The organism is Bacillus sp. FSL W7-1346, assembly GCF_038593335.1.
GTDB lineage: Bacteria > Bacillota > Bacilli > Bacillales > Bacillaceae > Bacillus > Bacillus altitudinis.
In genome coordinates this window covers 3,379,473-3,400,962 of sequence record NZ_CP151988.1, presented here as the reverse complement: position 1 = coordinate 3,400,962, position 21,490 = coordinate 3,379,473, and the positions used below count along the sequence as shown (strand labels likewise).

At 42.1% G+C, this 21,490-nt stretch carries 25 protein-coding genes; 13 read left to right on the top strand and 12 right to left on the bottom strand.

The features are described 5' to 3' along the window. The first annotated feature begins 1 nt into the window (after position 1). From NST09_RS17545 to NST09_RS17520, 6 genes are all read left to right on the top strand, one after another. Complete coding sequence (locus NST09_RS17545; protein ID WP_236810128.1) at positions 2 to 394, top strand: hypothetical protein; 393 nt, start codon at positions 2 to 4, stop codon at positions 392 to 394. A gap of 166 nt (positions 395 to 560) precedes the next feature. Further along, positions 561 to 974 carry an SMI1/KNR4 family protein gene (locus NST09_RS17540; RefSeq protein WP_342493559.1) on the top strand — a complete coding sequence of 138 codons (414 nt, stop codon included), beginning with the start codon at positions 561 to 563 and terminating at the stop codon, positions 972 to 974. A gap of 236 nt (positions 975 to 1,210) precedes the next feature. Further along, positions 1,211 to 2,056: a lipoate--protein ligase family protein gene (locus tag NST09_RS17535; protein WP_074042138.1), complete on the top strand. Its 846-nt coding sequence runs from the start codon at positions 1,211 to 1,213 to the stop codon at positions 2,054 to 2,056. Positions 2,057 to 2,095: 39 nt separating this feature from the next. After that, positions 2,096 to 2,581, top strand: a complete 486-nt coding sequence (locus NST09_RS17530; protein ID WP_017360088.1) for a tetratricopeptide repeat protein — start codon at positions 2,096 to 2,098, stop codon at positions 2,579 to 2,581. A 103-nt stretch (positions 2,582 to 2,684) separates the two neighbouring features. After that, positions 2,685 to 4,961 carry a glycosyltransferase gene (locus NST09_RS17525; protein ID WP_342493158.1) on the top strand — a complete coding sequence of 759 codons (2,277 nt, stop codon included), beginning with the start codon at positions 2,685 to 2,687 and terminating at the stop codon, positions 4,959 to 4,961. Further along, positions 4,958 to 5,191, top strand: coding sequence for a DUF5970 family protein (locus NST09_RS17520; protein WP_008343557.1), 234 nt, complete (start codon positions 4,958 to 4,960; stop codon positions 5,189 to 5,191). Before NST09_RS17525 ends, NST09_RS17520 begins: the two co-directional genes overlap by 4 nt. Before the next feature lie 35 nt (positions 5,192 to 5,226). Here NST09_RS17520 and NST09_RS17515 read toward each other — a convergent pair whose 3' ends face one another. After that, positions 5,227 to 6,027 (bottom strand): RsfA family transcriptional regulator, encoded by an 801-nt coding sequence (locus NST09_RS17515; protein WP_035702384.1) that lies wholly within the window; start codon positions 6,025 to 6,027, stop codon positions 5,227 to 5,229. Between the two features lie 243 nt (positions 6,028 to 6,270). On the opposite strand from NST09_RS17515, the gene NST09_RS17510 reads away from it, so the two are divergent. The 3 genes from NST09_RS17510 (at position 6,271) to NST09_RS17500 (ending at position 8,495) form a co-directional block, all read left to right on the top strand. Continuing rightward, positions 6,271 to 6,492 carry a DUF1450 domain-containing protein gene (locus NST09_RS17510; protein WP_003215259.1) on the top strand — a complete coding sequence of 74 codons (222 nt, stop codon included), beginning with the start codon at positions 6,271 to 6,273 and terminating at the stop codon, positions 6,490 to 6,492. A 170-nt stretch (positions 6,493 to 6,662) separates the two neighbouring features. Beyond that, positions 6,663 to 7,964 (top strand): HD domain-containing protein, encoded by a 1,302-nt coding sequence (locus tag NST09_RS17505; RefSeq protein ID WP_007497716.1) that lies wholly within the window; start codon positions 6,663 to 6,665, stop codon positions 7,962 to 7,964. Between the two features lie 30 nt (positions 7,965 to 7,994). Next, positions 7,995 to 8,495 carry a YwgA family protein gene (locus NST09_RS17500; protein WP_007497715.1) on the top strand — a complete coding sequence of 167 codons (501 nt, stop codon included), beginning with the start codon at positions 7,995 to 7,997 and terminating at the stop codon, positions 8,493 to 8,495. 104 nt (positions 8,496 to 8,599) lie between these two features. On the opposite strand, the gene NST09_RS17495 is transcribed toward NST09_RS17500, so the two are convergent. From NST09_RS17495 to ssuE, 8 genes are read right to left on the bottom strand one after another with little or no spacing between them, the layout of a single operon-like run. Next, positions 8,600 to 9,343 (bottom strand): amino acid ABC transporter ATP-binding protein, encoded by a 744-nt coding sequence (locus tag NST09_RS17495; protein WP_017360086.1) that lies wholly within the window; start codon positions 9,341 to 9,343, stop codon positions 8,600 to 8,602. Beyond that, positions 9,340 to 10,050 (bottom strand): ABC transporter permease subunit, encoded by a 711-nt coding sequence (locus tag NST09_RS17490; protein ID WP_008343549.1) that lies wholly within the window; start codon positions 10,048 to 10,050, stop codon positions 9,340 to 9,342. The genes NST09_RS17495 and NST09_RS17490 overlap by 4 nt, the downstream gene beginning before the upstream one ends. A gap of 16 nt (positions 10,051 to 10,066) precedes the next feature. Further along, positions 10,067 to 10,909, bottom strand: a complete 843-nt coding sequence (locus NST09_RS17485) for a transporter substrate-binding domain-containing protein (protein ID WP_017360085.1) — start codon at positions 10,907 to 10,909, stop codon at positions 10,067 to 10,069. Between the two features lie 17 nt (positions 10,910 to 10,926). Next, positions 10,927 to 11,688: an amino acid ABC transporter permease gene (locus tag NST09_RS17480; protein WP_017360084.1), complete on the bottom strand. Its 762-nt coding sequence runs from the start codon at positions 11,686 to 11,688 to the stop codon at positions 10,927 to 10,929. 13 nt (positions 11,689 to 11,701) lie between these two features. Continuing rightward, positions 11,702 to 12,265, bottom strand: coding sequence for a GNAT family N-acetyltransferase (locus NST09_RS17475; protein WP_008343543.1), 564 nt, complete (start codon positions 12,263 to 12,265; stop codon positions 11,702 to 11,704). Positions 12,266 to 12,299: 34 nt separating this feature from the next. After that, positions 12,300 to 12,554 carry a glutaredoxin family protein gene (locus NST09_RS17470; RefSeq protein WP_008343541.1) on the bottom strand — a complete coding sequence of 85 codons (255 nt, stop codon included), beginning with the start codon at positions 12,552 to 12,554 and terminating at the stop codon, positions 12,300 to 12,302. Further along, positions 12,554 to 13,579, bottom strand: a complete 1,026-nt coding sequence (locus tag NST09_RS17465; protein ID WP_017368240.1) for an LLM class flavin-dependent oxidoreductase — start codon at positions 13,577 to 13,579, stop codon at positions 12,554 to 12,556. Before NST09_RS17465 ends, NST09_RS17470 begins: the two co-directional genes overlap by 1 nt. Further along, positions 13,563 to 14,114 (bottom strand): NADPH-dependent FMN reductase, encoded by a 552-nt coding sequence (gene ssuE, locus NST09_RS17460; RefSeq protein WP_046526744.1) that lies wholly within the window; start codon positions 14,112 to 14,114, stop codon positions 13,563 to 13,565. Before ssuE ends, NST09_RS17465 begins: the two co-directional genes overlap by 17 nt. A gap of 150 nt (positions 14,115 to 14,264) precedes the next feature. Between ssuE and NST09_RS17455 the strand changes: the two genes are divergently transcribed. Next, entirely contained in the window at positions 14,265 to 15,149 is an 885-nt protein-coding gene (locus tag NST09_RS17455) for a LysR family transcriptional regulator (protein WP_076821284.1), read from the top strand. A gap of 39 nt (positions 15,150 to 15,188) precedes the next feature. Here the strand turns inward: NST09_RS17455 and NST09_RS17450 are convergent, their stop codons facing one another. Next, positions 15,189 to 16,517, bottom strand: a complete 1,329-nt coding sequence (locus NST09_RS17450) for an LLM class flavin-dependent oxidoreductase (protein ID WP_076821282.1) — start codon at positions 16,515 to 16,517, stop codon at positions 15,189 to 15,191. Between the two features lie 374 nt (positions 16,518 to 16,891). Here NST09_RS17450 and NST09_RS17445 point away from each other — a divergent pair, with 374 nt between their 5' ends. Beyond that, positions 16,892 to 17,704, top strand: a complete 813-nt coding sequence (locus NST09_RS17445) for a zinc-dependent metalloprotease (protein ID WP_035389836.1) — start codon at positions 16,892 to 16,894, stop codon at positions 17,702 to 17,704. A gap of 52 nt (positions 17,705 to 17,756) precedes the next feature. Here the strand turns inward: NST09_RS17445 and NST09_RS17440 are convergent, their stop codons facing one another. Further along, positions 17,757 to 17,942, bottom strand: coding sequence for a 2-hydroxymuconate tautomerase (locus NST09_RS17440; protein WP_008343530.1), 186 nt, complete (start codon positions 17,940 to 17,942; stop codon positions 17,757 to 17,759). Positions 17,943 to 18,049: 107 nt separating this feature from the next. Here NST09_RS17440 and NST09_RS17435 point away from each other — a divergent pair, with 107 nt between their 5' ends. Both NST09_RS17435 and NST09_RS17430 read left to right on the top strand, forming a co-directional pair. Further along, positions 18,050 to 18,712, top strand: coding sequence for a site-2 protease family protein (locus NST09_RS17435; RefSeq protein ID WP_050826697.1), 663 nt, complete (start codon positions 18,050 to 18,052; stop codon positions 18,710 to 18,712). 12 nt (positions 18,713 to 18,724) lie between these two features. After that, positions 18,725 to 19,243 carry a YwhD family protein gene (locus NST09_RS17430; protein WP_076821280.1) on the top strand — a complete coding sequence of 173 codons (519 nt, stop codon included), beginning with the start codon at positions 18,725 to 18,727 and terminating at the stop codon, positions 19,241 to 19,243. Between the two features lie 125 nt (positions 19,244 to 19,368). Here the strand turns inward: NST09_RS17430 and NST09_RS17425 are convergent, their stop codons facing one another. Beyond that, positions 19,369 to 21,438 (bottom strand): transglycosylase domain-containing protein, encoded by a 2,070-nt coding sequence (locus NST09_RS17425; protein WP_342493157.1) that lies wholly within the window; start codon positions 21,436 to 21,438, stop codon positions 19,369 to 19,371. Between the last annotated feature and the right edge of the window lie 52 nt (positions 21,439 to 21,490).

The window sequence follows — 21,490 nt, the reverse complement described above, 5'->3', positions numbered from 1 at the left end:
TATGGTATACGACTGTTTAGTTAAAAGACTTGATCCTCAGATTGAAGAGGAAACAACCATTGAGATTAATGGAATAGAATTTACAGGATTTGCTGATATTTGTCCGTATGAAATTGAAGTGGGAAAAAGTTATCCAGTATCTATAGGATTTACTATATTAGATGAATTGATAATTCATGAAATTCCGATAGAGAAGAAAGAGATTGAACGCATTGATTCAGGATATGAATATTATTTAAGAGGTTTGCTAAAAGAGGATAAAATTGATGCGGGCATAATTTTTACTGACGAGGATGATTATTTCATCGATTTTCCTGAATTAATAAATAAAACTGTTGAAATAAAAGTTGATAGAATTAGCATAGAATTTTTAAGAACAAACAATAACGAATAATCTACACATTTTGTATAGAAAGGTATACAGATCAGACAAAAACACGGACATCATGCTTTTGAAATTCTATGGTTAGGTTTTATACTCGATGTGGTCATTTTCTGCTTACCTTTAGAATTGCTCCTTCGTCTGTATAAAAGGGTGATGAAAAAATCGGCTGCTTAACATAGAGGAGGCTCTTAAAATGCTCAATTTACATCAAATCCTAAATATGCATGTAAACGAACCAGCAAGTGACATACATATCAAAGAGGCAGAAGCTGAACTAAATATGATGTTTCCTCATGCCCATCAAGTCTTACTGAAACAATCAAATGGATGTTCCATTGGAGGCGACCTGCTTTTATACGGAACTGAAGACATAGTGGAACGCAATAAAACATGGGAAGTCCATCATTATGCAAGCGGCTATGTAGCCATTGGTGACGATGGCGGCGGGCGAGTATTTCTTATGCGGCAGGCAGAAGAGGAGCAAAAAGTGTGGATTGTCGATGTTGGTGTGATGGACCCTCAGCATGCGGAATTGGTGGCTGAAGACTTGTTAAGCTGGGTAAGTCACGGCTGTTGCATAGAAGTTTAGTCTATTAAGGAGATGATCGATTTGCCGTGGAACACATTGATCGCTGCGGGCCTCGTGGTTGGGGTTCCTGTCGTTTTGATTGCAGCTGTTTATTTCATTTCGAAAAGAAAGAACAAAAAAACCAAAGCATCCAGTTGAAAAGCTCTGTGACGTTCTTTGTCATAGAGCTTTTTTCTCTCTCATTCTCCCTCCATGTTATAATAAACACAGTTTATGAACGAGAGGATATGCAGGACATGAAAAATGAACCTATTGAGTTATTGACACAGCCGACATGGCGAATCATAGATCAATCGAGCCTTGGTCTCTATGTGGACCCGAAGCAATCCTTTGCAATGGATGATACGCTTTGTGCGTCGGTTGGGAAAGGGCTCTCACCAGCCACAGCGCGTTCTTGGGTGCACCACAATACGATCGTTCTTGGGATTCAGGATACAAGGCTTCCATTTCTCCAAGAGGGTGTAAAGCTTCTTGAGGAAGAGGGATATCGCGTCATTGTACGCAATTCAGGCGGTCTTGCTGTTGTGCTGGATGAAGGCGTACTAAATGTGTCTTTAATCTTTGCGGAACAAAAGAAGGGCATTGATATTGACCGAGGATATGATGCGATGGTGGAATTGATCCGCCGGATGCTGTCGATGTATGAAGTGGACATTGAAGCCTATGAAATTGTCGGCTCTTACTGTCCCGGTAGCTACGATTTGAGCATCAATGGAAAGAAATTTGCCGGCATTTCTCAGCGTAGATTACGCGGAGGGGTCGCTGTGCAAATCTATTTGTGTGCAGATGGAAGCGGCCGGGAACGAGCTGATTTGATTCGCCGTTTTTATGAGGCGGCCTTAAAGGATAAACGGCATGAGGTGAAAGCGGTATTCCCTGATATACAGCCTGATACGATGGCATCCCTATCAGAATTAACTGGAGAACCCATTGACTGTGCGCTTCTCATGCGTCTTTTACTAGAAGAACTTCAAAAGCTGAGCGAGCAACTGACCGCTTCAGGGTTGACCACCGAGGAACAGCTGGAGTTTGAGAAAAACATGACGCGGATGATTGAGCGGAATGAGAAAGTGTTCTCGTAAACATATCTTTCCAGCCATCTTAAAAATAGGGGTGATGTAATGGAAACGAAACTTCTGAAAGCGATTGAACTTCGAGAAAGTGGACAACTTCAAGAATCCAATGACATGCTCATCCGTCTTGTAGAAAAGTATCCAGATCATGCCTCCATTCACTATCAATGTGCTTGGAGTTATGATGTGTTAGGGAAGGAAAAACAAGCTGTCTTTTTTTATGAGAGGGCGCTTGAGCTAGGTTTGTCTTCAGAAGAAAGAGAAGATGCTTTTTTAGGATTAGGAAGTACGTACAGAACCTTAGGGGAATATGAAAAGTCAAAACAGATATTCCTCCATGCGATGGAAGCTTATCCGCATAATAAAGCCATTCAAACGTTTTATGCCATGACTTTGTATAATTTAAATGAACATAGCAAAGCAATGGAAATATTACTGAACTGTTTAACTGAGACGACAAACGATCCTGCTATTTTGAGTTATCGAAAGGCCATTGACTTTTATTCAAATCAGTTAGATCGATTGTGGAAATGATTTATATAGAAATGGAGGGGCAATGTTATGAAAGAATCCCCTCCTTTGCTATGACATTTTATATGTGATAGTCCTTTATGACATAAGAAAGAAGGAAAATGTTTTGTCATTCATCACCACGTATTACCCGCTGTTTATGCTTTGTATTTTGTCTCTTTTGTATATGATATATCGTATCCAGCCAATGGCTTCTACTGTGAAAAAAATCATCATTGTGCTATGTGTGTTAACAAATGCTGCCTATATTTGCTGGCGTCTCTTCTTTACATTGCCGCATGAAGGTACTTTTAATATTGTCATGGGCATTTTGCTTGTTGCCTGTGAATGCATTGGGTTTATCCAGCTGCTTGTGTTTTATACACTTGTTTGGAAGCCTTCAAATCGGAAACAAGTCATGATTAGTGATCTTGAAAGGCTGCCAACAGTTGATATTTTCATAGCTACATATAATGAACCGATTGAGGTGCTGAAACGCACTGTTGCAGGTTGTTTGAATCTCTCTTATCCGAAGGAAAGCGTTCAAATTTATTTATGTGATGATGGCAATAGGGAAGCTGTAGAGCAGCTTGCTTCTGAGTTTGGTGTCCATTATCTGACAAGAACAGATAACAGATTTGCTAAGGCAGGTAATTTAAATCATGCGATGTCTCAAACGGATGGAGAGCTGATTCTGACACTTGATGCAGATATGGTCCCTCTTCCTTCCTTTTTAGAAAAAACAGTGCCCTATTTTCATGATGGAGCAACTGCGTTTGTTCAAGTTCCACAGGCGTTTTATAACGAAGATCCTTTCCAATATAATATGTTCTCGAAAGATCGAATTCCAAATGAGCAGGACTTCTTCATGCAAACTCTCCAAGCTGGTAAGGATCGGTTTAATGCCGTCATGTATGTTGGGAGTAATACGGTATTTAGAAGAACGGCATTAGATGAAATTGGCGGATTTGCTACTGGAGTGATTACAGAAGACATGGCAACAGGAATGCTTCTCCAGGGGAAATTCAAATCTGTGTCTGTCGGAGAAGTATTAGCCGTCGGTCTGGCACCTGAAAGCTGGCTTGATCTGTTAAAGCAGAGAGATCGCTGGTCGAGAGGGAACATTCAGTGTGCCCGTAAGTTTAATCCTTTGAAGGTGCGCGGTTTAACGATTATGCAGCGCGTTCTTTATTTAGATGGCATTGTGTATTGGTTTAACGGTTTATTTAAAATGATTTATATTCTCACACCGATTTTGTTTTTATTGTTTGGTATTCAAAGTTTCTGGGCAGATTTCCAGTCCGTTTTCATGTTTTGGCTGCCGGCGTTCTTTAGCTCGTATTTAGCATTTAAACTTGTGTCGAATCAAAAAAGAAGTATGTTTTGGAGTCATATTTATGAAAGTTCAATGGCATTCCACTTAGCTGGTGTGGCACTCAGTGAACTGTTCTTGAAAAAACGGGTTGAATTTCTGGTGACACCGAAGGGAATTCAAACGGACAAAAGGCATTTCCATTTAAAAACGATGATTCCCCATCTGATCTTCTTGTTGCTCTCATTGCTTGCCCTTGTGAAAATAGGTTACGATGTGAAGGTAAATGGGACGATGAACGCTGATCTCATGTTGATTAATATTTTTTGGGTGCTTTATAACGGTGCAGGTTTATTCATGGCACTGCTTGTGGCGTTTGATCGACCGCGTTATCGGAAATCAGAGCGATTTATCATTGAAAAAGAGGGGCATCTTCGTTCTGATCATCAAGATCAGTCGATGGCTTGTTTTCTACTAGATATGAGTGATTCAGGTGCGCGTCTATCCATTCCATTGGACCAAGCGTCTTCTCTTTATCAAGGACAAACGCAATTATTCTTTTCAGAGGATGAAAGTGTGGCGTGTGACGTGGTTTGGAGCTATCCAGAGGGAGACAAGCTGATGGTTGGTGTTGCTTTTACTGACACAAAAAAATCAGAGTATTTATCACTGATCCGTTTCTTATTCACACGAGAGCATGTAGCGGTGACGGATCGTGAGAAAAAATCTCATGCTGTTCGCACGTTTCTCCGCTTTTTAAGAGAAACGGAGAAGGTACCAAAGGCTCTGCGGCGCAAATGGATGAGAAGGCCATTGCAAGGTGTGACAGGCACGATCGCCTATGAGGACCGACTAGAAGAGAAGGTGCCGGTGATCATACATGATATCAGTTTATCTGGGTGCAAAATTGAGTTTGAAGATTCAATTGAATTAAATGGGCAAGTGCTGATCACCATTGACACAGAATCTCTAACGGATCAGCCGGCGATTGCGATTTGGACATCACAAAAACGCAGACGTACAATGGCTGGACTCAAGTTTGTTCAGCCTGAAATCAAGCAGATAGAAGAAAGAGAGGGAGTGGTTTCTTGAAATCTAAAAATGGCGGTTACCTCTATTTACTATGGCTTCCTGTCATCATAGGAGCCGGTTACGGCATTTCGCTTTTCGTGCCGTTTCTTCAGCCTGTACTGACGCTTGGTATCGCAGGGCTTTATATTTTTATCTTTGGTGATTTTCAGGTGAGGCAAGTTAGGTACATTTTTATGTTCGTCTTCTTGATCAATGTCCTTTTTAGCGTGATGCTATTTTTGGATATTTAAAAAAGTGCTTCCCGCAGGTGGGGAGCACTTTTTGCTTATTCTGCCATTTTTTCAAGGTTGCCGTTCCGGTCCATTTTAAAGGTTGGTGCGGCACTGTCGTCCTCTTCAAACAAAACTAGTTTTCTTGCACGGTTCATGATTTTGACGAGTGTTTCATAATCTTCTTGAATGGTGAGCTGATCCTTTTCAAGCTTTTTCACTTCAGCTTCTAGCTGCGTGACTTTATGTGAAAGTTCGTTGTTTTCTCGTTTTAACCGGCTGTTTTCCATCCGTAAGGCAGATGATTGCTGTCCATCGCCTTCATAGCGGCGTAAGAAATCAATGATATCCTCAATGGTTAACTCTTGGCGCTGCCCAAATGGATTGGCTTCTGGCTTTTTCTCTGTCACTTGAGAAGCCTGTGACAATAAATGTGATAAACTAGCTAACTCTTCATTGTAGCTTTGATCCACAAACTGAAGCTGTTCGGCTGTTTCGGCTGCAGGTGCAAATGTTTCTTCTTGCGCAGGTTCCAGTTCTTGAGAGAACTCTTCCTGTGTGATCGTTTCTTCAACTTGCGGCTGATAGAGCAAACGTTTTTTCGCAGGCTGTCCATTGCCGAGTGCACGCATGCGTTGTTTACGCTGTTTTTTGGCAAGTGCCAATGCTTTTTCATATTGATGCCTCACGACAGCATTCCATCTAAATCCGCATGCCGCTGAGGTACGGTTTAGCTTGTCTCCAACTTCTTCAAATGCGTTCAGTTGTGTACTGCCCTCTCTGACGTGACGTAAGACGGTTTCTGCCAGAAGGAGATCATTTTCCTCTGACCAAGCATCTTGTCTTTGTTTTGACATGTGTTTAAACCCCCATAAGATTTGATGGTATTAGATTAGCCAAGTTGAAGAAGGTTTATACAAGTTTGCTAAAAGGATAGTGGAAAATACTAGCTTTTATGTGAATACGTCTCTGTGCTGACAATGCTTCTTGCAACTCCAATCGCTTCGATGTACAATGTTGGGTGGTATATTATTCACTCTTAGTTGTCCAACTGTTTCATATAGAAATGAAGTTTCATCATTGAAAGGAAGCGTAAGAACATGGCTAATGAGTTTCGCGTATGTGACGATTGTGATGCGACGAACCTAAAAACGTTATTGCCTCGACTTAAATCGGTTGACCCTGATGCAAAAATTGAGATTGGCTGTCAATCGTATTGCGGTCCAGGACGAAAAAAGGCTTTTGCGTTTGTGAACAATCGCCCATTATCCGCACCAACAGAAGATGAGTTACTCGAAAAGGTTCAAAAAAAAGTCAAATAAATGTCACTGAATGTGTTCAGTCGACCTAAAAAGAGGTCCGTCCCTGTCAGGTCGGGCTTTTTACGTCCGTTCAATCTATGAGAACACATTCGCCAGCAAATTCAAGGATGTTTTCGGGAAAAGTTACCCGATATAATAGAAACACGTCTTAAAAAAAGAGGGACGAAACGATGGCGTATCCAAAAGGGAAATTATCCGAAGAAAAGGTATTTAAAGATCCTGTGCACCGCTATGTTCACGTACGGGATGCATTGATATGGGATTTAATCGGAACGAGAGAGTTCCAGCGCCTTAGACGAATTAAACAGCTAGGCACCACTTATTTAACGTTTCATGGGGCAGAACACAGCCGATTTAATCATTCACTCGGTGTATACGAGATTGTCAGACGAATTGTGGATGATGTGTTTAAAGGAAGACCCGAATGGGATGAAGGGGAGCGTGAGCTTGTACTGAGTGCCGCCCTACTTCATGACCTTGGACATGGTCCGTTTTCTCATTCCTTTGAAAAGGTCTTTCATTTAGATCATGAATCGTTTACAAGAGATATCATTTTAGGGCAGACGGAAGTAAATGAAGTGCTGCGCCGGGTCAGTGACGATTTTCCAAAGCATGTAGCAGAAGTCATTGCCAAAACGTATCAAAATAAACAGGTGGTCAGTTTGATTTCAAGTCAAATTGATGCCGACCGAATGGATTACTTGCAGCGCGATGCTTACTATACAGGCGTCAGCTATGGTCACTTTGATATGGAACGTATTTTACGCGTGATGCGTCCAAGAGAAGATCAGATTGTGATGAAACAGAGCGGGATGCATGCCGTAGAGGATTATATTATGAGCCGCTATCAAATGTACTGGCAAGTGTATTTCCACCCAGTGACACGCAGTGCGGAAGTCATTTTAACAAAAATCCTCCATCGGGCAAAAGAGCTGCATGAAACGGGATATATTTTTACACATGCCCCGGTTCATTTTTATTCAATTTTTGAAGGAAATGTCACCACAGAGGACTATATTAAGCTGGATGAATCCATTGTCTTATTTTATTTTCAGGCGTGGGAAGATGAAGAAGATCACGTGCTGGCTGATTTGTGCCGCCGTTTTATGAACCGCCGTTTATTCCAATATACAGAGTTTAATCCAAACGAAGAAATGACGAAATATTTCAAGCTGACGGCTTTGTTCAAAGAAGCAGGAATTGATCCTGACTATTATTTAGTGGTCGATTCTTCCTCTGATTTGCCTTATGACTTCTATAGACCGGGCGAAGAAGAAGAGCGGCTGCCGATCCACCTTTTGACGCAAAGTGGTCATATTAAAGAACTGTCGAGACAGTCAGATATTGTTGACGCCATTTCCGGTAAACGAAGAACCGATCATAAACTTTATTTCCCGATGGACTTAATTGTAGATATGTCGGAAAAAGCTGAAGAAAAGAAGGCGATCATGAAGCTGCTTGGATTGGGATAAGGAAGTACTGAAAAAGGAGATGTCGGGAATTTGTTGAAAGAGCATGCAAAGTTGATGAAGGTGTTCTCTGAATCTGGGGAAATCGTTGGACGGAAGAAGCTGCAAAAAATGATTTACATAGCAAAAAAGCTAGATTTGCCTTTTTACGAGAAATACGATTTTCATTTTTATGGCCCCTATTCAGAGGAGTTGACGCTCAGAATTGAAGAGCTGTGCAACCTTGGATTCTTGGACGAAATGAAGGAAAAAAAGGGCGGATACTATCAATATCGCTATTCGCTGACGGACAATGGGAAAGAGTTTCTCGATCAGTGTGAAGTGGACATGCCTGACCTCAAAGTGCTGACGCAGCAGATGAATGAGCAATCGTCTCGTTTTCTAGAGCTTGTCTCAACGATTTTATACTTTGATGATCTGCCAAAAGATGAGGTAAAGGAAAAGGTCTTCACCATTAAAAGCAAGCAGCGCTATACGGACGAAGAATTTGAGGCAGCTCTTGCTTATATTGATCAGTTGAAGGAATTGAACTAACGACAAGAACCAGTTTGTGATAGCCAATGGCTAGAACAGACTGGTTTTTATTTTGTACGCATATAGAAACAGAAACAAGTCGACCTCATGGATCGACTTGTTTTTTAGGAATGATGATAAGAAAATCTTGCTAAAAATTGTTTTGTCCGTTCTTCTTTCGTCTGTTCAAAGACTTCTTCTGGTGTGCCTGATTCGACAATCACACCATCTTCCATGAAAATGACCCTGTCGGCAATATCATAGGCAAAGCTCATCTCATGCGTGACGATGATCATGGTGACGCCTGTTTGTGCCACTTGTTTAATGACGTCAAGTGTTTCACCTACAAGCTCGGGATCTAAAGCGGAGGTCGGCTCATCAAACAAAATGACCTCCGGATTCAATGCAAGTGCTCTTGCAATGCCTACTCGCTGCTGCTGTCCGCCAGATAATTGATGCGGATAGGCATCTTTTTTCTCTAGTAACCCCACTTTTTTGAGCAATTGGAGTGCTGTGTCATAGGCTTGGTCTTTCGGTTGTTTACGGGCAATGACTAAGCCTTCCATGACATTCTCAATTGCTGTTTTATGAATAAACAGGTCGTATTGCTGAAAGACCATGGCTGTTTTTCTGCGAATTGCTAGAATGTCTTTCGGTTTTGCTTGATTGAATGTGACAGTGGTGTGATCAATGCTGATCTCGCCTTGATCCGCACGCTCAAGAAAATTTAAGCATCTGAGAAATGTTGATTTCCCAGAGCCGCTCGGACCTAAAATGACAACGACTTCGCCTTTTTCCACCGTTAAATCAATTCCCTTTAGAATCTGGTTTTGACCGAATGCTTTATGCACTTGTTTGATGTGAATCATGCGAACCGCCCCCTTTTACTTTTGTGTACATATTTCTCATATCCAGCAGTGATGGCTTCAATAGAGGCACACAAAGCCCAGTAAATAAGGGCAACAGCAATGTATGCTTCAAGATAACGGTAATTCACATTGGCTTTGATTAAAGCGCCGTTTAAAATATCGACCACAGACACCATAGAGACGAGAGAAGAGGCTTTGATTAAACTGATGAGCATGTTGTTCAGTAAAGGAAGAGAGATGGGAAAGACTTGTGGAATGATCACTCTTCGCAACACCTGCCTGCCTGTGAAACCAACGGATAGAGCGGCATCAAATTGACCCTTTGGGATGGACGCAAGAGAGCTTCGAAATATCTCTGATAACCCGCTGACGGCATATAAAGAAAGGGCGAAAATGGCAATCCATCGTCTATCTAAATCGCTAAAACGGATGGGCAGCGAAAGAGATGCAGCCAATTGATCGAGCGAATCGGAAAAAATAAGATAAGATACGAGCAAGATTAATACAACAGGAATGGCTTTAAAAATCGCCACAAACCATTTGAACAATGGAGACAATACAGGCACTTGATAAAAACGGATAAGGGCAATACCAAAGCCAAAGATGGAGCCGAATACTAGCGGAAGAAAGCCTAATAGCAGCGTCGTTGGCAAATAATGAAGTGCGGCTACAAAGGCCTGAAACATAAAAGCAACGTCAAAATCCACTCAGATCGCTCCTTTCTTATGATGTAGTAAAGTCTCCGCCCAATATTTTTTTAGACAATTCAGCGAGCTTGCCGTTATCAATCAGTTTTTGCAGGGCTTGATCAATGTCCTTTTGAAGTTTCGTATTGTTTTTTTGGTATAAATAATACGTTTTAGATACGTTTACAGGCTTTCCGGATGTCACAAGATGAGCATTGAACTGTTTGTTTAGCTTATTGACGTCATACTTTGTGAGTAAGGCAGCATCGACCGTGCCATTCTGCAGGTTTTTGACTAAAATTTCGTTCCCGCCATCCCCGTAGACAATGTCAATTTTCCGATCATGCTTTGCGTTATATTGCTCTAGAAGATAAGCGAAATTACTTCCTGTAGAGGTGTGCACTTTGTGTCCAGCTAAATCGTCCAGGCTTTGAAAGTCATGACCGGATGCTTTATTCACCACCACATAGCTTGTATAATCTGTGTAGCCAACTTTTCCAAATAGATATTTCTTCTGACGCTCGTCATTGATTTCATATTGGTGTGCAGCGAGATCAACTTTACCGGCATCTAAAGCAGGCAGAATATTTTTAAACTCAAAGGATTCATATTTAAACTTATATTGTGGTAGCAGCTGATCCACTTCATCTAATACAGCCTTCTCGTAGCCTGTTAATTTGCCGTTTTCATCTAAGTAAACGAAGGGTTGATAGGCGTTCCCTGTCCCAATGACGATTTCTTTTGCATCCGGGTCATTATTGTTTGCTTCTGCTTTGACTTCATCCGATTGCTCATTATTTCCGCAGGCGGCAAGGAGCAATGAACCAAGTAGAAGCAGACCGATGATGTAATGATTACTGAATATTCTGTTATTTTTCATGTAAATTCCTCCTCAGTTTATTTTGCACGTTTTTCTACAGTAAAGGCCGCTTCGGCTCTTTTTAAGGGAAGCAATGCCGTCTGACGCTGTTTTTTTGTTTTCGGTGTATTGATCCGTTTTTCCAATAGGTCAAATGATTTTTCTAACACCATACTTAAAATGATAAATATAACGGCAGCAATAAAGTATCCTTCTAATACGCGATAGTATAAAGCCCCTAATGTTTGAACCTTTCCGATCATGTCCATCACACCTAATGTAAAGGCGAGGGAGGTATTTTGTAATAAGTTGACAATGGCCACGCCGATATTAGGAAGGGCGATTCTCCCTGCTTGAGGAATAAGCGTTCTTCTATAAATCTGCCATTTCGTCAGTCCAATCGAGGCGGCCGCTTCATATTGAGATGCTGGGACACTCGATAGGGCAGATCGGAATATTTCTGAAAAATACCCAGCTGTATTGAGTCCATATGTAATATACAGAAAGATCAATTTGTTCCACATGGAGATATCAAGCCCTATTGTTGCAAGCACACCAGGCAGGCCATAAAACACAATAAACATTTGAACAAGGATAGGTGTTCCACGAATAAATGAGACATAAATTGCACTGAGCTGATGCAGGATGGGAATACGCTCAATTCGAAAATAAGCAAGAATGAATCCAAGAAAACTGCCAATCAAAGTGGCAAATAAAACGATCAGTAAGGTTGTTGGAAGGGCTGACAATACTTTAGGGAAGAGTGTGACGACATACTCCCATTTGAAAAAATCCCCCATGTTGAATCACCTCCTATGTTGAAGTCGTTTGGACTTTTTCTTCTGAGGGCGGTGCGCCTAATATGGCGGCATCGAACCGTTCAGGGATGAGGACTTTATACATTAATACACCTAAGTCGCCATTATCGGCTTCACGTTCAATATATGCTGTATAGCCTTTTCGTTCGTACATCTCTAGAAGCCAGGGGTGTTTCCGGCCAGAAGTACCCAGTGTGTATGCTGGTGCTTTAAATGTCTGCCGGAGCAAGGTGTTTTCTACATAATCGAGCAGCTTATTTCCGATCCCTTGACCGGCTAAATCAGGAGCTGTGGCAAACCACCAAACAAATGGATAGCCTGAAACCGGTTGAGTGCTCTCCCATGGAAAACGTATGGTGATGGTTGATATGAGCCGCCCGTCTCGTTCTAACACAACAGCAACGGATTGTTTGATGTTTTCTGTGACCATTTCAAGTGTGGCGTTCGTGGATGGCCAATCAATGCCCATTTCTCCAAGCGGTTTAAATGCACTGGACAGCAATTCTAGAAAAGCCGGTGCATCTTCTTCGGTAGCGATGCGAAAAATATCTCGACTCATGACAAACCTCCAATCAAAAGGGTAGTGTGTAATGTCAGCTCAACGCTTTTCGTAAAGCATCGATATCTGGATTCAGCAATGCTTGATACACGTGGGGATCACGGCTGATTTCTACTACTGGCACGTAACGGACGCCGTATTTTTCTTCTAAAATATTTCTGTAATGATCATGTTCTGTTACATCAATGGTTGAATAAGTAATGTGCTGTTCGTTGAAATAGGACTGAATGTCCTGACAATAGCTGCATCCATTTTTGCTCCATAAAATGATTTTTTGATTATTTGACATTAGACGCTCACCTCTTGGTTTATTTGGTTTTTGGCTGTTAGTTCATGATCAAATGCTTCTTTTAATAATGTGATAGACGCTATTCTTGCCTCAATGTCTACAATCGGAGATAGCACAATGAACTCATTGATATCATATGTCTCGGCTAGTTCAGTCAGCCGGTGATGAACGGTTTCTTTTGTACCAGCGGTATAACCGGTTTTTTGAACGTGAATGTTGTAGTGTTCTTTTTTTGTTCCTTTCACCAGCTTTTCTGCATCTTCTAGTGACGTCACATTAAGCTTTCTTCCATCGGAAAAGGAGACCTTTACTGTTTCCTTTTGCTTGATGTACGAGAGGGCTTGTTCGTGGTCTTCTGCTACAGATACGGTGATGGCGAGAAGAAATTGCTGGTGCGTGTTCTGTGTCTTGAATTTTTGAAAAGTCTCTCTTGCTTCTTTTAATAATGCGTCATCCCCGTTAATAAAATAGGCAAACACAAAGGATATCCCAAGTTTTGCTGCGAATTCCGCGCTCTCAATACTGCCGCCTAGAAGGAACATGTCGGGTGATACGCTAGGAATTGGCTGAGCATTTAATTCATTTGCTTGTTCAGTAAGATACGTTTTGAGATCCACTAATTTTTGAGAAAAGTCTTTCCGTGACGCTTGATAATCTTCCTGAAGCGCTTGTGTCGAGAGGTTCAACCCTCCCGGTGCTTTCCCAACGCCTAAATCGACTCTGCCAGGCGCTAGTGATGCCAGTACATGAAATGTTTCAGCCACCTTAAACGGGCTGTAATGCTGAAGCATGACACCGCCAGACCCAATTCGCAAATGGTTCGTTTTTGCTAAAAGATAACCAGCGAGGGCTTCAGGGGATGATCCTGCCACTTGAGAATTATTGTGATGTTCAGACACCCAAAACCTGTGATAACCAAGCTGATCTGCTGCTTCAGCCAATCTGACAGTATGCTGAATACCCGTCTCTGCTTTCTCGTTTTCACTGACGAGGCTTTGATCAAGAATACTAAGGGTGAGCGACATTGGCTGTTCCTCCTATTAGACTTTGATATTGAGATAGTGCGAGGTTTAATCTGTTTGTGGCATCTGGATCAAGCACATAGCTATCTGAATCCTGCTTTGAGACCTGTTGATCGACAACATACACGCCAGATTGAACGACGGTTGCACCGAGTTGATGAATGATAGGTTTAAGTGCATATTCAATGACGAGCAAATGTCCGTATGTTCCTCCTAAAACACAGGGGAGAACGGGTTTCCCTTGTAACGCTTTCTGGGGGAGTAGATCTAAAAAAGTTTTTAAAATACCGGAAAAAGACGCTTTGTAGACAGGTGTTAACACAATGACACCGTCGCTCTCATTCACAAGATCAATGGCTTTCACAATGGCTTCGTTTGAAAAATCTGCTCCTATTAAGGCGCCGCTAGGAAGCTGGTGGACTTGAATGACATGAACATCAATCCCATGTAACGCCAAACGATGATGGATATGTTGCAGGACACCGGTTAACCGAGATTGGACGGAATGCCCGCCTGCTATAATCGTTACTTTTGCCAATTCGTCTCCTCCATTTCTGATAATTCCTTCTAAACAACTTGGAATAGTTGATAATATAAATTATAATAAGGCAAACCAATAGAAAAGTATAATTAGTAATCATAAATACACGATTCAGATATTTAAAATATAGGGAGAAGAGGGGTTTTCATGGAGATTCGAGCGATACGCACCTTTGCCACGATCGTGAAATACGGAAATTTTTTAAAAGCAGCAGAAGCGCTGAATTATTCTCAGCCAACCATCACTTTGCACATCAAACATTTAGAAGAGGAAATTGGAGAGAAGCTTCTAGAAAGAGGGAAGACCTTAAAGTTAACAGCATCAGGACAGCTTTTTTATGAAAGAGCCAATTCTTTACTCAATGAATATGAGAAATTGACGAAAACACTCCAAGATTTAGAAGTGGGCATTGCGGGGTTCATTAGAATCGGTGTTTCTGAGCCTACAGCCAGCTTAGAATTTCCTGCACTTATTGCAGAATTCAAGGAAAGGTTTCCGAATGTAGAATTTTCTGTGCAAGTAGCGGATGCGAATACGTTGAGTTCCTTACTTTCTCATGATGAGATTGATTTTGCGATTTGCGGAGCACCAGAAGCTTCGATGGAGAATAGCTATAAGCCTCTTTTTCAAGATGATATCGTGCTGCTCGTCCCATCTTCCCATCGATTAGCGGAAAAAAGGGTAGTGGAGGTGACCGATTTAAAGGATGAGACCATTTTATTCACGCCACACAATTGCCCCATCCGTATTCAAATCGAACAACAAATCGTCGATGTCATTGGGACCAATTACAATAAGTTAGAGATTACGAGCAGCATGTCCCATAAACATTATGTTCAGGCTGGATTAGGTGTCTCTCTTTTTACACGAACTGCTCATTCCTTTACCCTTCCAGGCACCAAGGTATTAGAAATAAAGGGCATTCATGTTTCCCCGCCAGTTGGTCTATTGAGGAAAACAAATGATTCGCCAGGAAGAGCCGTACTTCAATTCATTGATCTCATCGAAAATCGACTGCATCAACCAACATGAAAAGAGGGGGAGCCTTTGAGCTAACCCCTCTTTTCATGTTTATTTCACGGTTTGTTTAAGAAACTGATTCTTCTTGATAGGCAGACCCAAATTTTCACGAAGGGTATGAGCTGGATAATTCGGGTCGTAATATCCTCTTTCTACTAATATCGGAATGACGTGTTCCGTCCATTCAGATAAACCGCTTGCTAGAATAGGCGCGCCAAAAATAAATCCATCTGCGGCATCTTCTTCGATCCATTGGATCAGCTGGTCTGCCACTTGTTCATAAGTACCGAAAAAAGCACTTTTGGGAGTGGTTACTCGTAGAGCGACTTCTCTTAAGGTCAAGCTTTGTTCTTTCGCCATTTTTTTAATCGATTCAGTTGTGGATTGAAAGCTGTTTGAACCGGCATCACCGATATCAGGAAATGGCTCATCAAGTGGAAATTGACTGAAGTCCAAGTGATCAAAGAACCTGCCCAGGTAGTGAAGGGCTTCTTCAATAGAGACCAGGTGTTGAATGGCTTCATATTTTTCTTCTGCTTCTTCGACTGTTCTCCCTGTAATCGGGTGGATGCCAGGGAAAATTTTGATATCAGCTGGATTTCTGCCCAGCGCTGCGGCTCTATTTTTCACGTCGCGGTAATATGCTTTCGCCTTCTCAAGTGAGTCTGCATTCGTAAATACTGCGTCCGCTTCTTTTGCGGCTAGATCCTTTCCTGCCTCTGACGCACCTGCCTGGAAAATCACCGGTTGCCCTTGTTCAGATCGTTCGATATTCAAAGGACCTTTGACAGAAAAGTGTTTGCCATGATGGTTTAATGTGTGCAGTTTATCCCGATCGAAGAAAACCCCTGTTGATCGATCTCTTATAAAAGCATCCTCTTCCCATGAGCTCCATAGGCCGTTCACTACTTTTAAGTATTCTTCTGCAATTTCATATCGAAGTGAATGGCTTGGATGCGGACGAATGATGTGATTTTCAGCAGAGCCTTCAAGTGGGGAAGTCACAACATTCCATCCGGCCCGGCCTTTGCTTAATTTATCTAGGGATGCGAATTGCCGTGCAATGGTAAAGGGCTCACTGTAAGAAGTGGATACGGTGCCCACAAGTCCAATCTGTTTTGTGACCGCTGCAAGAGCGGATAAGATGGTTAATGGTTCAAATCGGTTCAAGAAATGAGGAATTGAATGTTCATGAATATATAAGCCATCTGCGACAAAGACAAAACGGAAACCCGCTGCTTCTGCCTTTTTTGTCATTGCTTGATAATAATCAATGTTCACACTTGCATCTGCTGGAACGGATTCATCCTTCCATGCATTCATATGACCTCCTGGACCATGTAACATTAATCCAAATTGTATGTGCTTTTTTTCAGACATGTGGATCGTCCCTTCTGTTTTGAAGTAGCATTGTTTTTATGTTCTTCATCATAAGGGAGAATCGCAGAGAAGTATAATTGGTATCAGTAAAGTCTGACTTTATCTTTTCTAATATCAATTTTTTCTCCCTTATATGATGTGGCTGGGTCTATGACATCATTTTAGGAAAAGGAGGATGATTACTATGTAAATGACCCAGACCAAAAGTGCTGTTTTTTGATGAAATGTGTGTCAAAATATCCGAAAAATTAGTGAAAATGACATGATTCGACTTTCTTCCTGTATATCAAATTCCCTGTTTTTGACTGAATAGAAGGAAAATGGTGAATTTTCAGTGAATATATAACCTTGTGAAAAACAAAGGAGGGATAGGAATGAAAAAGCGTTCAGTCTTTTTGTCATTTTTATTGGTAGGTAGTTTGTTACCGGGGGTAAGTTCAGCTTCAGCACCAGTTGCAAGTGCAGGTCATGGGCATGATCATGGTCATGCGCCGTTCGAAACACATATTAGTGAAGGGTTGCCAAAGGCAAACGATTTTAAAGATTTGACGAAGGCACCTCCTATTGAAAGAGATGTGACAACAAAAATATTAGACGAGTCTGGTAAACAGGTAGGGTCTAGAACCTTTAAAGCAAATACAGGAGATTCGATTTCAACAAAAGCTAGTACAGGCAGTCAGAAAGTGACCGTCTACGCAGTAGCTGATGCGCAGTATCGTGCGAAATATAGTGATTGGCAGACGCGCATTGTCAGCATCATTGAGCAAGCGGATGTGACATTTAACCGTGATCATGATGTGGACTTTGTCGTACAAGCCGTAGGGTCTTGGACGTCTTCAGGATCAAATGCATCACAAATTTTGTCTAACCTTCAGCGCAGCTTTGATGGCAGAGGATACGATTTTGTCACAGGATTTACAGCAAATCCAAACTTTGATGCAGGCGGAATCGCTTATGTTTACAATAGTGCACCGAGCGGAAGTGCATTCAGTGTCAACCTTGATCAAGGAACAGCGAATACAGCAAAAGCGGCTACACATGAATACGGCCATAACTTTGGTTTGCCGCATGACCCTCAAGGCAGCGGAATTGTCTGCTTAATGAATTATGATTATTCTTACACTGTCGATTACTTCGATGCGGCTCATAAAAATCAAGTGAACCGTAATAAAGCTTGGTACAGATAAGGTAAGAGACAAAAGGACAAACACCGAAAAAGTGTTTGTCCTTTTTATATGCTTACAGGTCGCTCATTCGCTTTCCTGCTACAGCATAATGTTCTTTTTTCATTTCTTCAATAATGACAGAGACTTTTTCTGCACCTGCGCCTGTTGTTTCAACAACGGCATCTGTGACTTTCTCCACAAGAGCTCTTTTCTGCTCATCTGTTCTTCCTTCAAGCATTTGAACGGTGATAATCGGCATGATGGCAACCTCCTTTTTCCTGTAGTGCTACGCTTCCCTTTAGTTTGAGGGACTTCTTATAGTATACTGAATGAAGTAAATCATTGTATAGAAAGAAAGAGGGATTCATGCCTTTGGACCAATTTCTTGTTTATCCATTAGAACTGATTCCATATGTCGCCATTACGCTTGTTGTGGCTTTTACGATGCACGAGCTGGCGCATGCATATGTTGCGTATCGTTTTGGAGATCCGACAGCTAAAAATCAAGGCAGACTGACGCTCAATCCATTGAAGCACCTTGATGTTTTCGGGACGATCTTGATCTTTGTGGCTGGGTTTGGCTGGGCGAGGCCTGTACCTGTGAATCGATACCATTTCAAAAACCCACGTCTCGCAGGGATATGTGTGTCGATCGCTGGACCATTAAGCAATTTGGTTTTGGCATTTTTGGGCTTTTGTGTGTATGCGCTTCTTCAGAAATTTGGTGGGGAGTCGCTCATTCGCTTTGAGCCGGGGGTCGATTATTTCTTCCAAATCTTTATTAACTTGAACGTGATTTTGTTCCTATTTAACTTATTACCGATCCCGCCGCTGGATGGATATCGTATTATTGAGGATGTTGTCAGTCCCGGCATCCGTGCAAAGATGACGCAGTTTGAACAGTATGGAATCATCATTTTCCTCATCTTCGTCATCACGCCGCTAGGTCAGTTTGTTTTTGTTCCATTGATCGGAATGCGGGATCAAATCATATACTGGTTTAATCTTATTTTGAAGCCGCTGCTTTAGGAGGTTTAATGAATGGAAGGTAAAAAGAAGAAACCAATTGGTTTTAATATCATTAAAAAAACAGATGCAACGGATGGACATGGAGGTTTTGGGGCAGGTGCCCTCAGCCTTGATAATATCTCGCCAGTCATCATTGATGTGGAGGAAAAGGAAGCCGTCATTGATATTGGTGCGATGCATGCAAGAAGTGCCGTCGAAAAAGGAATTAAATTTTTAAAAACCAAAGAAGAGGTACCTAACGGAAAACCGTATTGGCTCGTATGGGTGACGATTGACCGCAGAGAAGAGGGGCCATATTATGCAGGCGTCACAGCTTGTGAAATGACGGTTGACCGCTCGATCCGCAGAGGATATAAGTCACTTCCTGAGCATGTGAATTTAATGGATAAATCCATGAAGCGTAAAATCGTTGTCAGTCATATGGATGATGGTTCGAAAAAGGTGCTCGCTGATTTCTTGAAGAGTCACAATGAAGCGTTATGGGAAGCATCTACAGATGAATTAAAAGAAGGGTTGTCTGTTCCTGAGTAATTGTGAAATTTTTGTGAAGAATGATGAATGCATACCAATTCCAGTCGTTTTTTCAGTAAACTGGTGTTAAAGCTAGGACATGGAGAATCCCGAGATGCAGATCTCGGGGTTTTTCATGTCCATTTTTAACGTTTCAGCCACTTTTCCCACCATTTCTTAGGCTGTTGATCCTGAGCCTTGTCTTGCTCAGATGCTTTGTTCTCGGCACCATAGCAGACACCGGTCGGCTCCGTTCCTTCTATAAAATAGGTAAATACCTTTGATTCGCATCCTGGGCCAGCGAGATCACCGGTTTTTGGATTGATATATACGCCTTTTACACCGTCTGGCGGCATGAAGGAGGAGGCTGGCTGGTTTGAGAGGGCTGATTCCATAAAGGAAGCCCATATCTTTTTCGCATAGGCGGTTTCTGTGACCGAGTCAATGGTGCGTCCTTTATCGTAGCCGGTCCACACACCTGTGACGAGCTGGGGAGAGAAGCCGATCATCCAGCTGTCAGCGCCTGTCGTCCCTGATTTTCCTCCATAATTTCTGGTAAGATCTTTTGAAATGGTACGTCCTGTGACACTTGTATAGCCATTTAATTGATCATTGAACATCCCTGACATCATGTCAGTGGTGACAAATGCTGCTTTTTCATCTAGTACTTGCTCTCGTTTTTGTTTCTCCTCAAAGAGTACGTTGCCCTTTGCGTCCGTTACTTTCGTAATAAAGGTTGGCTTGACACGTTTTCCTCCATTGACCAGCATCGCGTAAGCATTGGTCATTTCGATTGGTTTGACAGGTGAAGTACCTAGCGCAAGTGAAGGCACTTGATCTAGTTTTTCGTGAATCCCGAACGTTTTGCCTGCACGTACAAGCTGTTCCATTCCTAAAAATAGATGGGTTTTGACCGCATAAATGTTATCAGATAGAGCCAAAGCCTGAAGCATCGTAATACCGTCATTGGCGTAATAGCCATGATAGTTGCTTGGTGAATAAGCGGCGCCGCTTCCTTGCTCATCGAGTTCAAAAACAGTTTCTTCACTGCGCATCACGGTTGCTGGTGTAAACCCATTTTGCAAAGCCATGTAATAGAGAAGTGGTTTCATTGTTGAACCCGGCTGTCTTTTTGCTTGTGTGACACGATTGAATGGGCTTTTCTCGTAATCTCTCCCGCCTATGAGGGCGAGTACATGCCCTGTTTGGGGATGGATGGCAGCAAAGCCGATTTGGATATCTGATTCAGCATCCATGATGTTGGTTAAAGTCTTTTCAGCGATTTTTTGTAATTCAGGTTGTAAGGTCGTTTCGATATGAAGACCATACGTTTCAATTTGTTCCTCGGTTAAACCCAGCGTTTGTTTCAGTTCGCGAATGACATCATCATAAAAATACGGGGCCTGCTTTGCTTGTAGCTGCTTTTGTTTGAGCGGGCGATAGGACAGCTTTTCCTTGCTGGCATCAGCAGCCGCTTTTTTCGTAATCATGCCATCCTCTTGCATTTGCCTCAGAATCATATTCTTTCTTGCGCTGGCTTTCTCCTCATTCACATAAGGGGAGTAGAGAGAAGGCCCCTTTGGAATACCGGCAAGCAAGGCAGACTCAGCTAAAGTTAAGTTCTTCGCTTTTTTTCCAAAGTAAAGGCGGGATGCCGCTTCCACGCCGTATGCGCCGTGGCCATAATATATGGTGTTCAAGTATCCTTCTAATATCTCATCTTTTGTATAGTTTTGTTCTAAGCGGATCGTGTAAAAGGCTTCATTCCACTTCCGCTTCCATGTTTTATCATGATCTAAATATAAATTTCGTGCGTATTGCTGGGTGATCGTGCTGGCGCCTTGTACCTTTGCCATTGCACGAATGTCTGCCACCGCAGCACCCGCCATGCGTTTCACATCAAAGCCGTGATGCTGATAAAAGGTTTTATCCTCAACCGCGACCACTGCCTGCTGTATATGAGGGGACATGTCCTTTAAAGGAACCCAGTATCTCTTTTCTCCAAAGCTCGATTCGCCAAGTTTAGACCCATCGGCTGCATAAATGGTCGTAGATTGGGGAACTTGAACAGAGGGAGCGCCTTGCCACTTAGCAAGTAAAAGAATCGTCAAAAAGACTGTGCCTGCAAATAGAAAAGCGAGCAAGCCGATAAAAAAACAGGCCCGAATCGTTTTCACGGTCATGCGGATTTTTTTATTACTCATGATTGTGTCCATGCAAAGCCCCCATTTTGACGGTTTTTTATCAGTATGGGACAAAGAAAACCGT

Excerpts from the sequence above, each read along its gene's own strand:
- NST09_RS17445 (WP_035389836.1), top strand. The coding sequence starts at position 16,892 with ATGAAAAAGCGTTCAGTCTTTTTGTCATTTTTATTGGTAGGTAGTTTG.
- NST09_RS17435 (WP_050826697.1), top strand. The coding sequence starts at position 18,050 with ATGCCTTTGGACCAATTTCTTGTTTATCCATTAGAACTGATTCCATAT.
- NST09_RS17465 (WP_017368240.1), bottom strand. The coding sequence starts at position 13,579 with ATGTCGCTCACCCTTAGTATTCTTGATCAAAGCCTCGTCAGTGAAAAC.
- NST09_RS17425 (WP_342493157.1), bottom strand. The coding sequence starts at position 21,438 with ATGGACACAATCATGAGTAATAAAAAAATCCGCATGACCGTGAAAACG.
- NST09_RS17480 (WP_017360084.1), bottom strand. The coding sequence starts at position 11,688 with ATGGGGGATTTTTTCAAATGGGAGTATGTCGTCACACTCTTCCCTAAA.
- NST09_RS17535 (WP_074042138.1), top strand. The coding sequence starts at position 1,211 with ATGAAAAATGAACCTATTGAGTTATTGACACAGCCGACATGGCGAATC.
- NST09_RS17505 (WP_007497716.1), top strand. The coding sequence starts at position 6,663 with ATGGCGTATCCAAAAGGGAAATTATCCGAAGAAAAGGTATTTAAAGAT.
- NST09_RS17530 (WP_017360088.1), top strand. The coding sequence starts at position 2,096 with ATGGAAACGAAACTTCTGAAAGCGATTGAACTTCGAGAAAGTGGACAA.
- NST09_RS17515 (WP_035702384.1), bottom strand. The coding sequence starts at position 6,027 with ATGTCAAAACAAAGACAAGATGCTTGGTCAGAGGAAAATGATCTCCTT.
- NST09_RS17510 (WP_003215259.1), top strand. The coding sequence starts at position 6,271 with ATGGCTAATGAGTTTCGCGTATGTGACGATTGTGATGCGACGAACCTA.
- NST09_RS17470 (WP_008343541.1), bottom strand. The coding sequence starts at position 12,554 with ATGTCAAATAATCAAAAAATCATTTTATGGAGCAAAAATGGATGCAGC.
- NST09_RS17450 (WP_076821282.1), bottom strand. The coding sequence starts at position 16,517 with ATGTCTGAAAAAAAGCACATACAATTTGGATTAATGTTACATGGTCCA.
- NST09_RS17495 (WP_017360086.1), bottom strand. The coding sequence starts at position 9,343 with ATGATTCACATCAAACAAGTGCATAAAGCATTCGGTCAAAACCAGATT.
- NST09_RS17430 (WP_076821280.1), top strand. The coding sequence starts at position 18,725 with ATGGAAGGTAAAAAGAAGAAACCAATTGGTTTTAATATCATTAAAAAA.
- NST09_RS17455 (WP_076821284.1), top strand. The coding sequence starts at position 14,265 with ATGGAGATTCGAGCGATACGCACCTTTGCCACGATCGTGAAATACGGA.
- NST09_RS17440 (WP_008343530.1), bottom strand. The coding sequence starts at position 17,942 with ATGCCGATTATCACCGTTCAAATGCTTGAAGGAAGAACAGATGAGCAG.
- NST09_RS17545 (WP_236810128.1), top strand. The coding sequence starts at position 2 with ATGGTATACGACTGTTTAGTTAAAAGACTTGATCCTCAGATTGAAGAG.
- NST09_RS17485 (WP_017360085.1), bottom strand. The coding sequence starts at position 10,909 with ATGAAAAATAACAGAATATTCAGTAATCATTACATCATCGGTCTGCTT.
- NST09_RS17475 (WP_008343543.1), bottom strand. The coding sequence starts at position 12,265 with ATGAGTCGAGATATTTTTCGCATCGCTACCGAAGAAGATGCACCGGCT.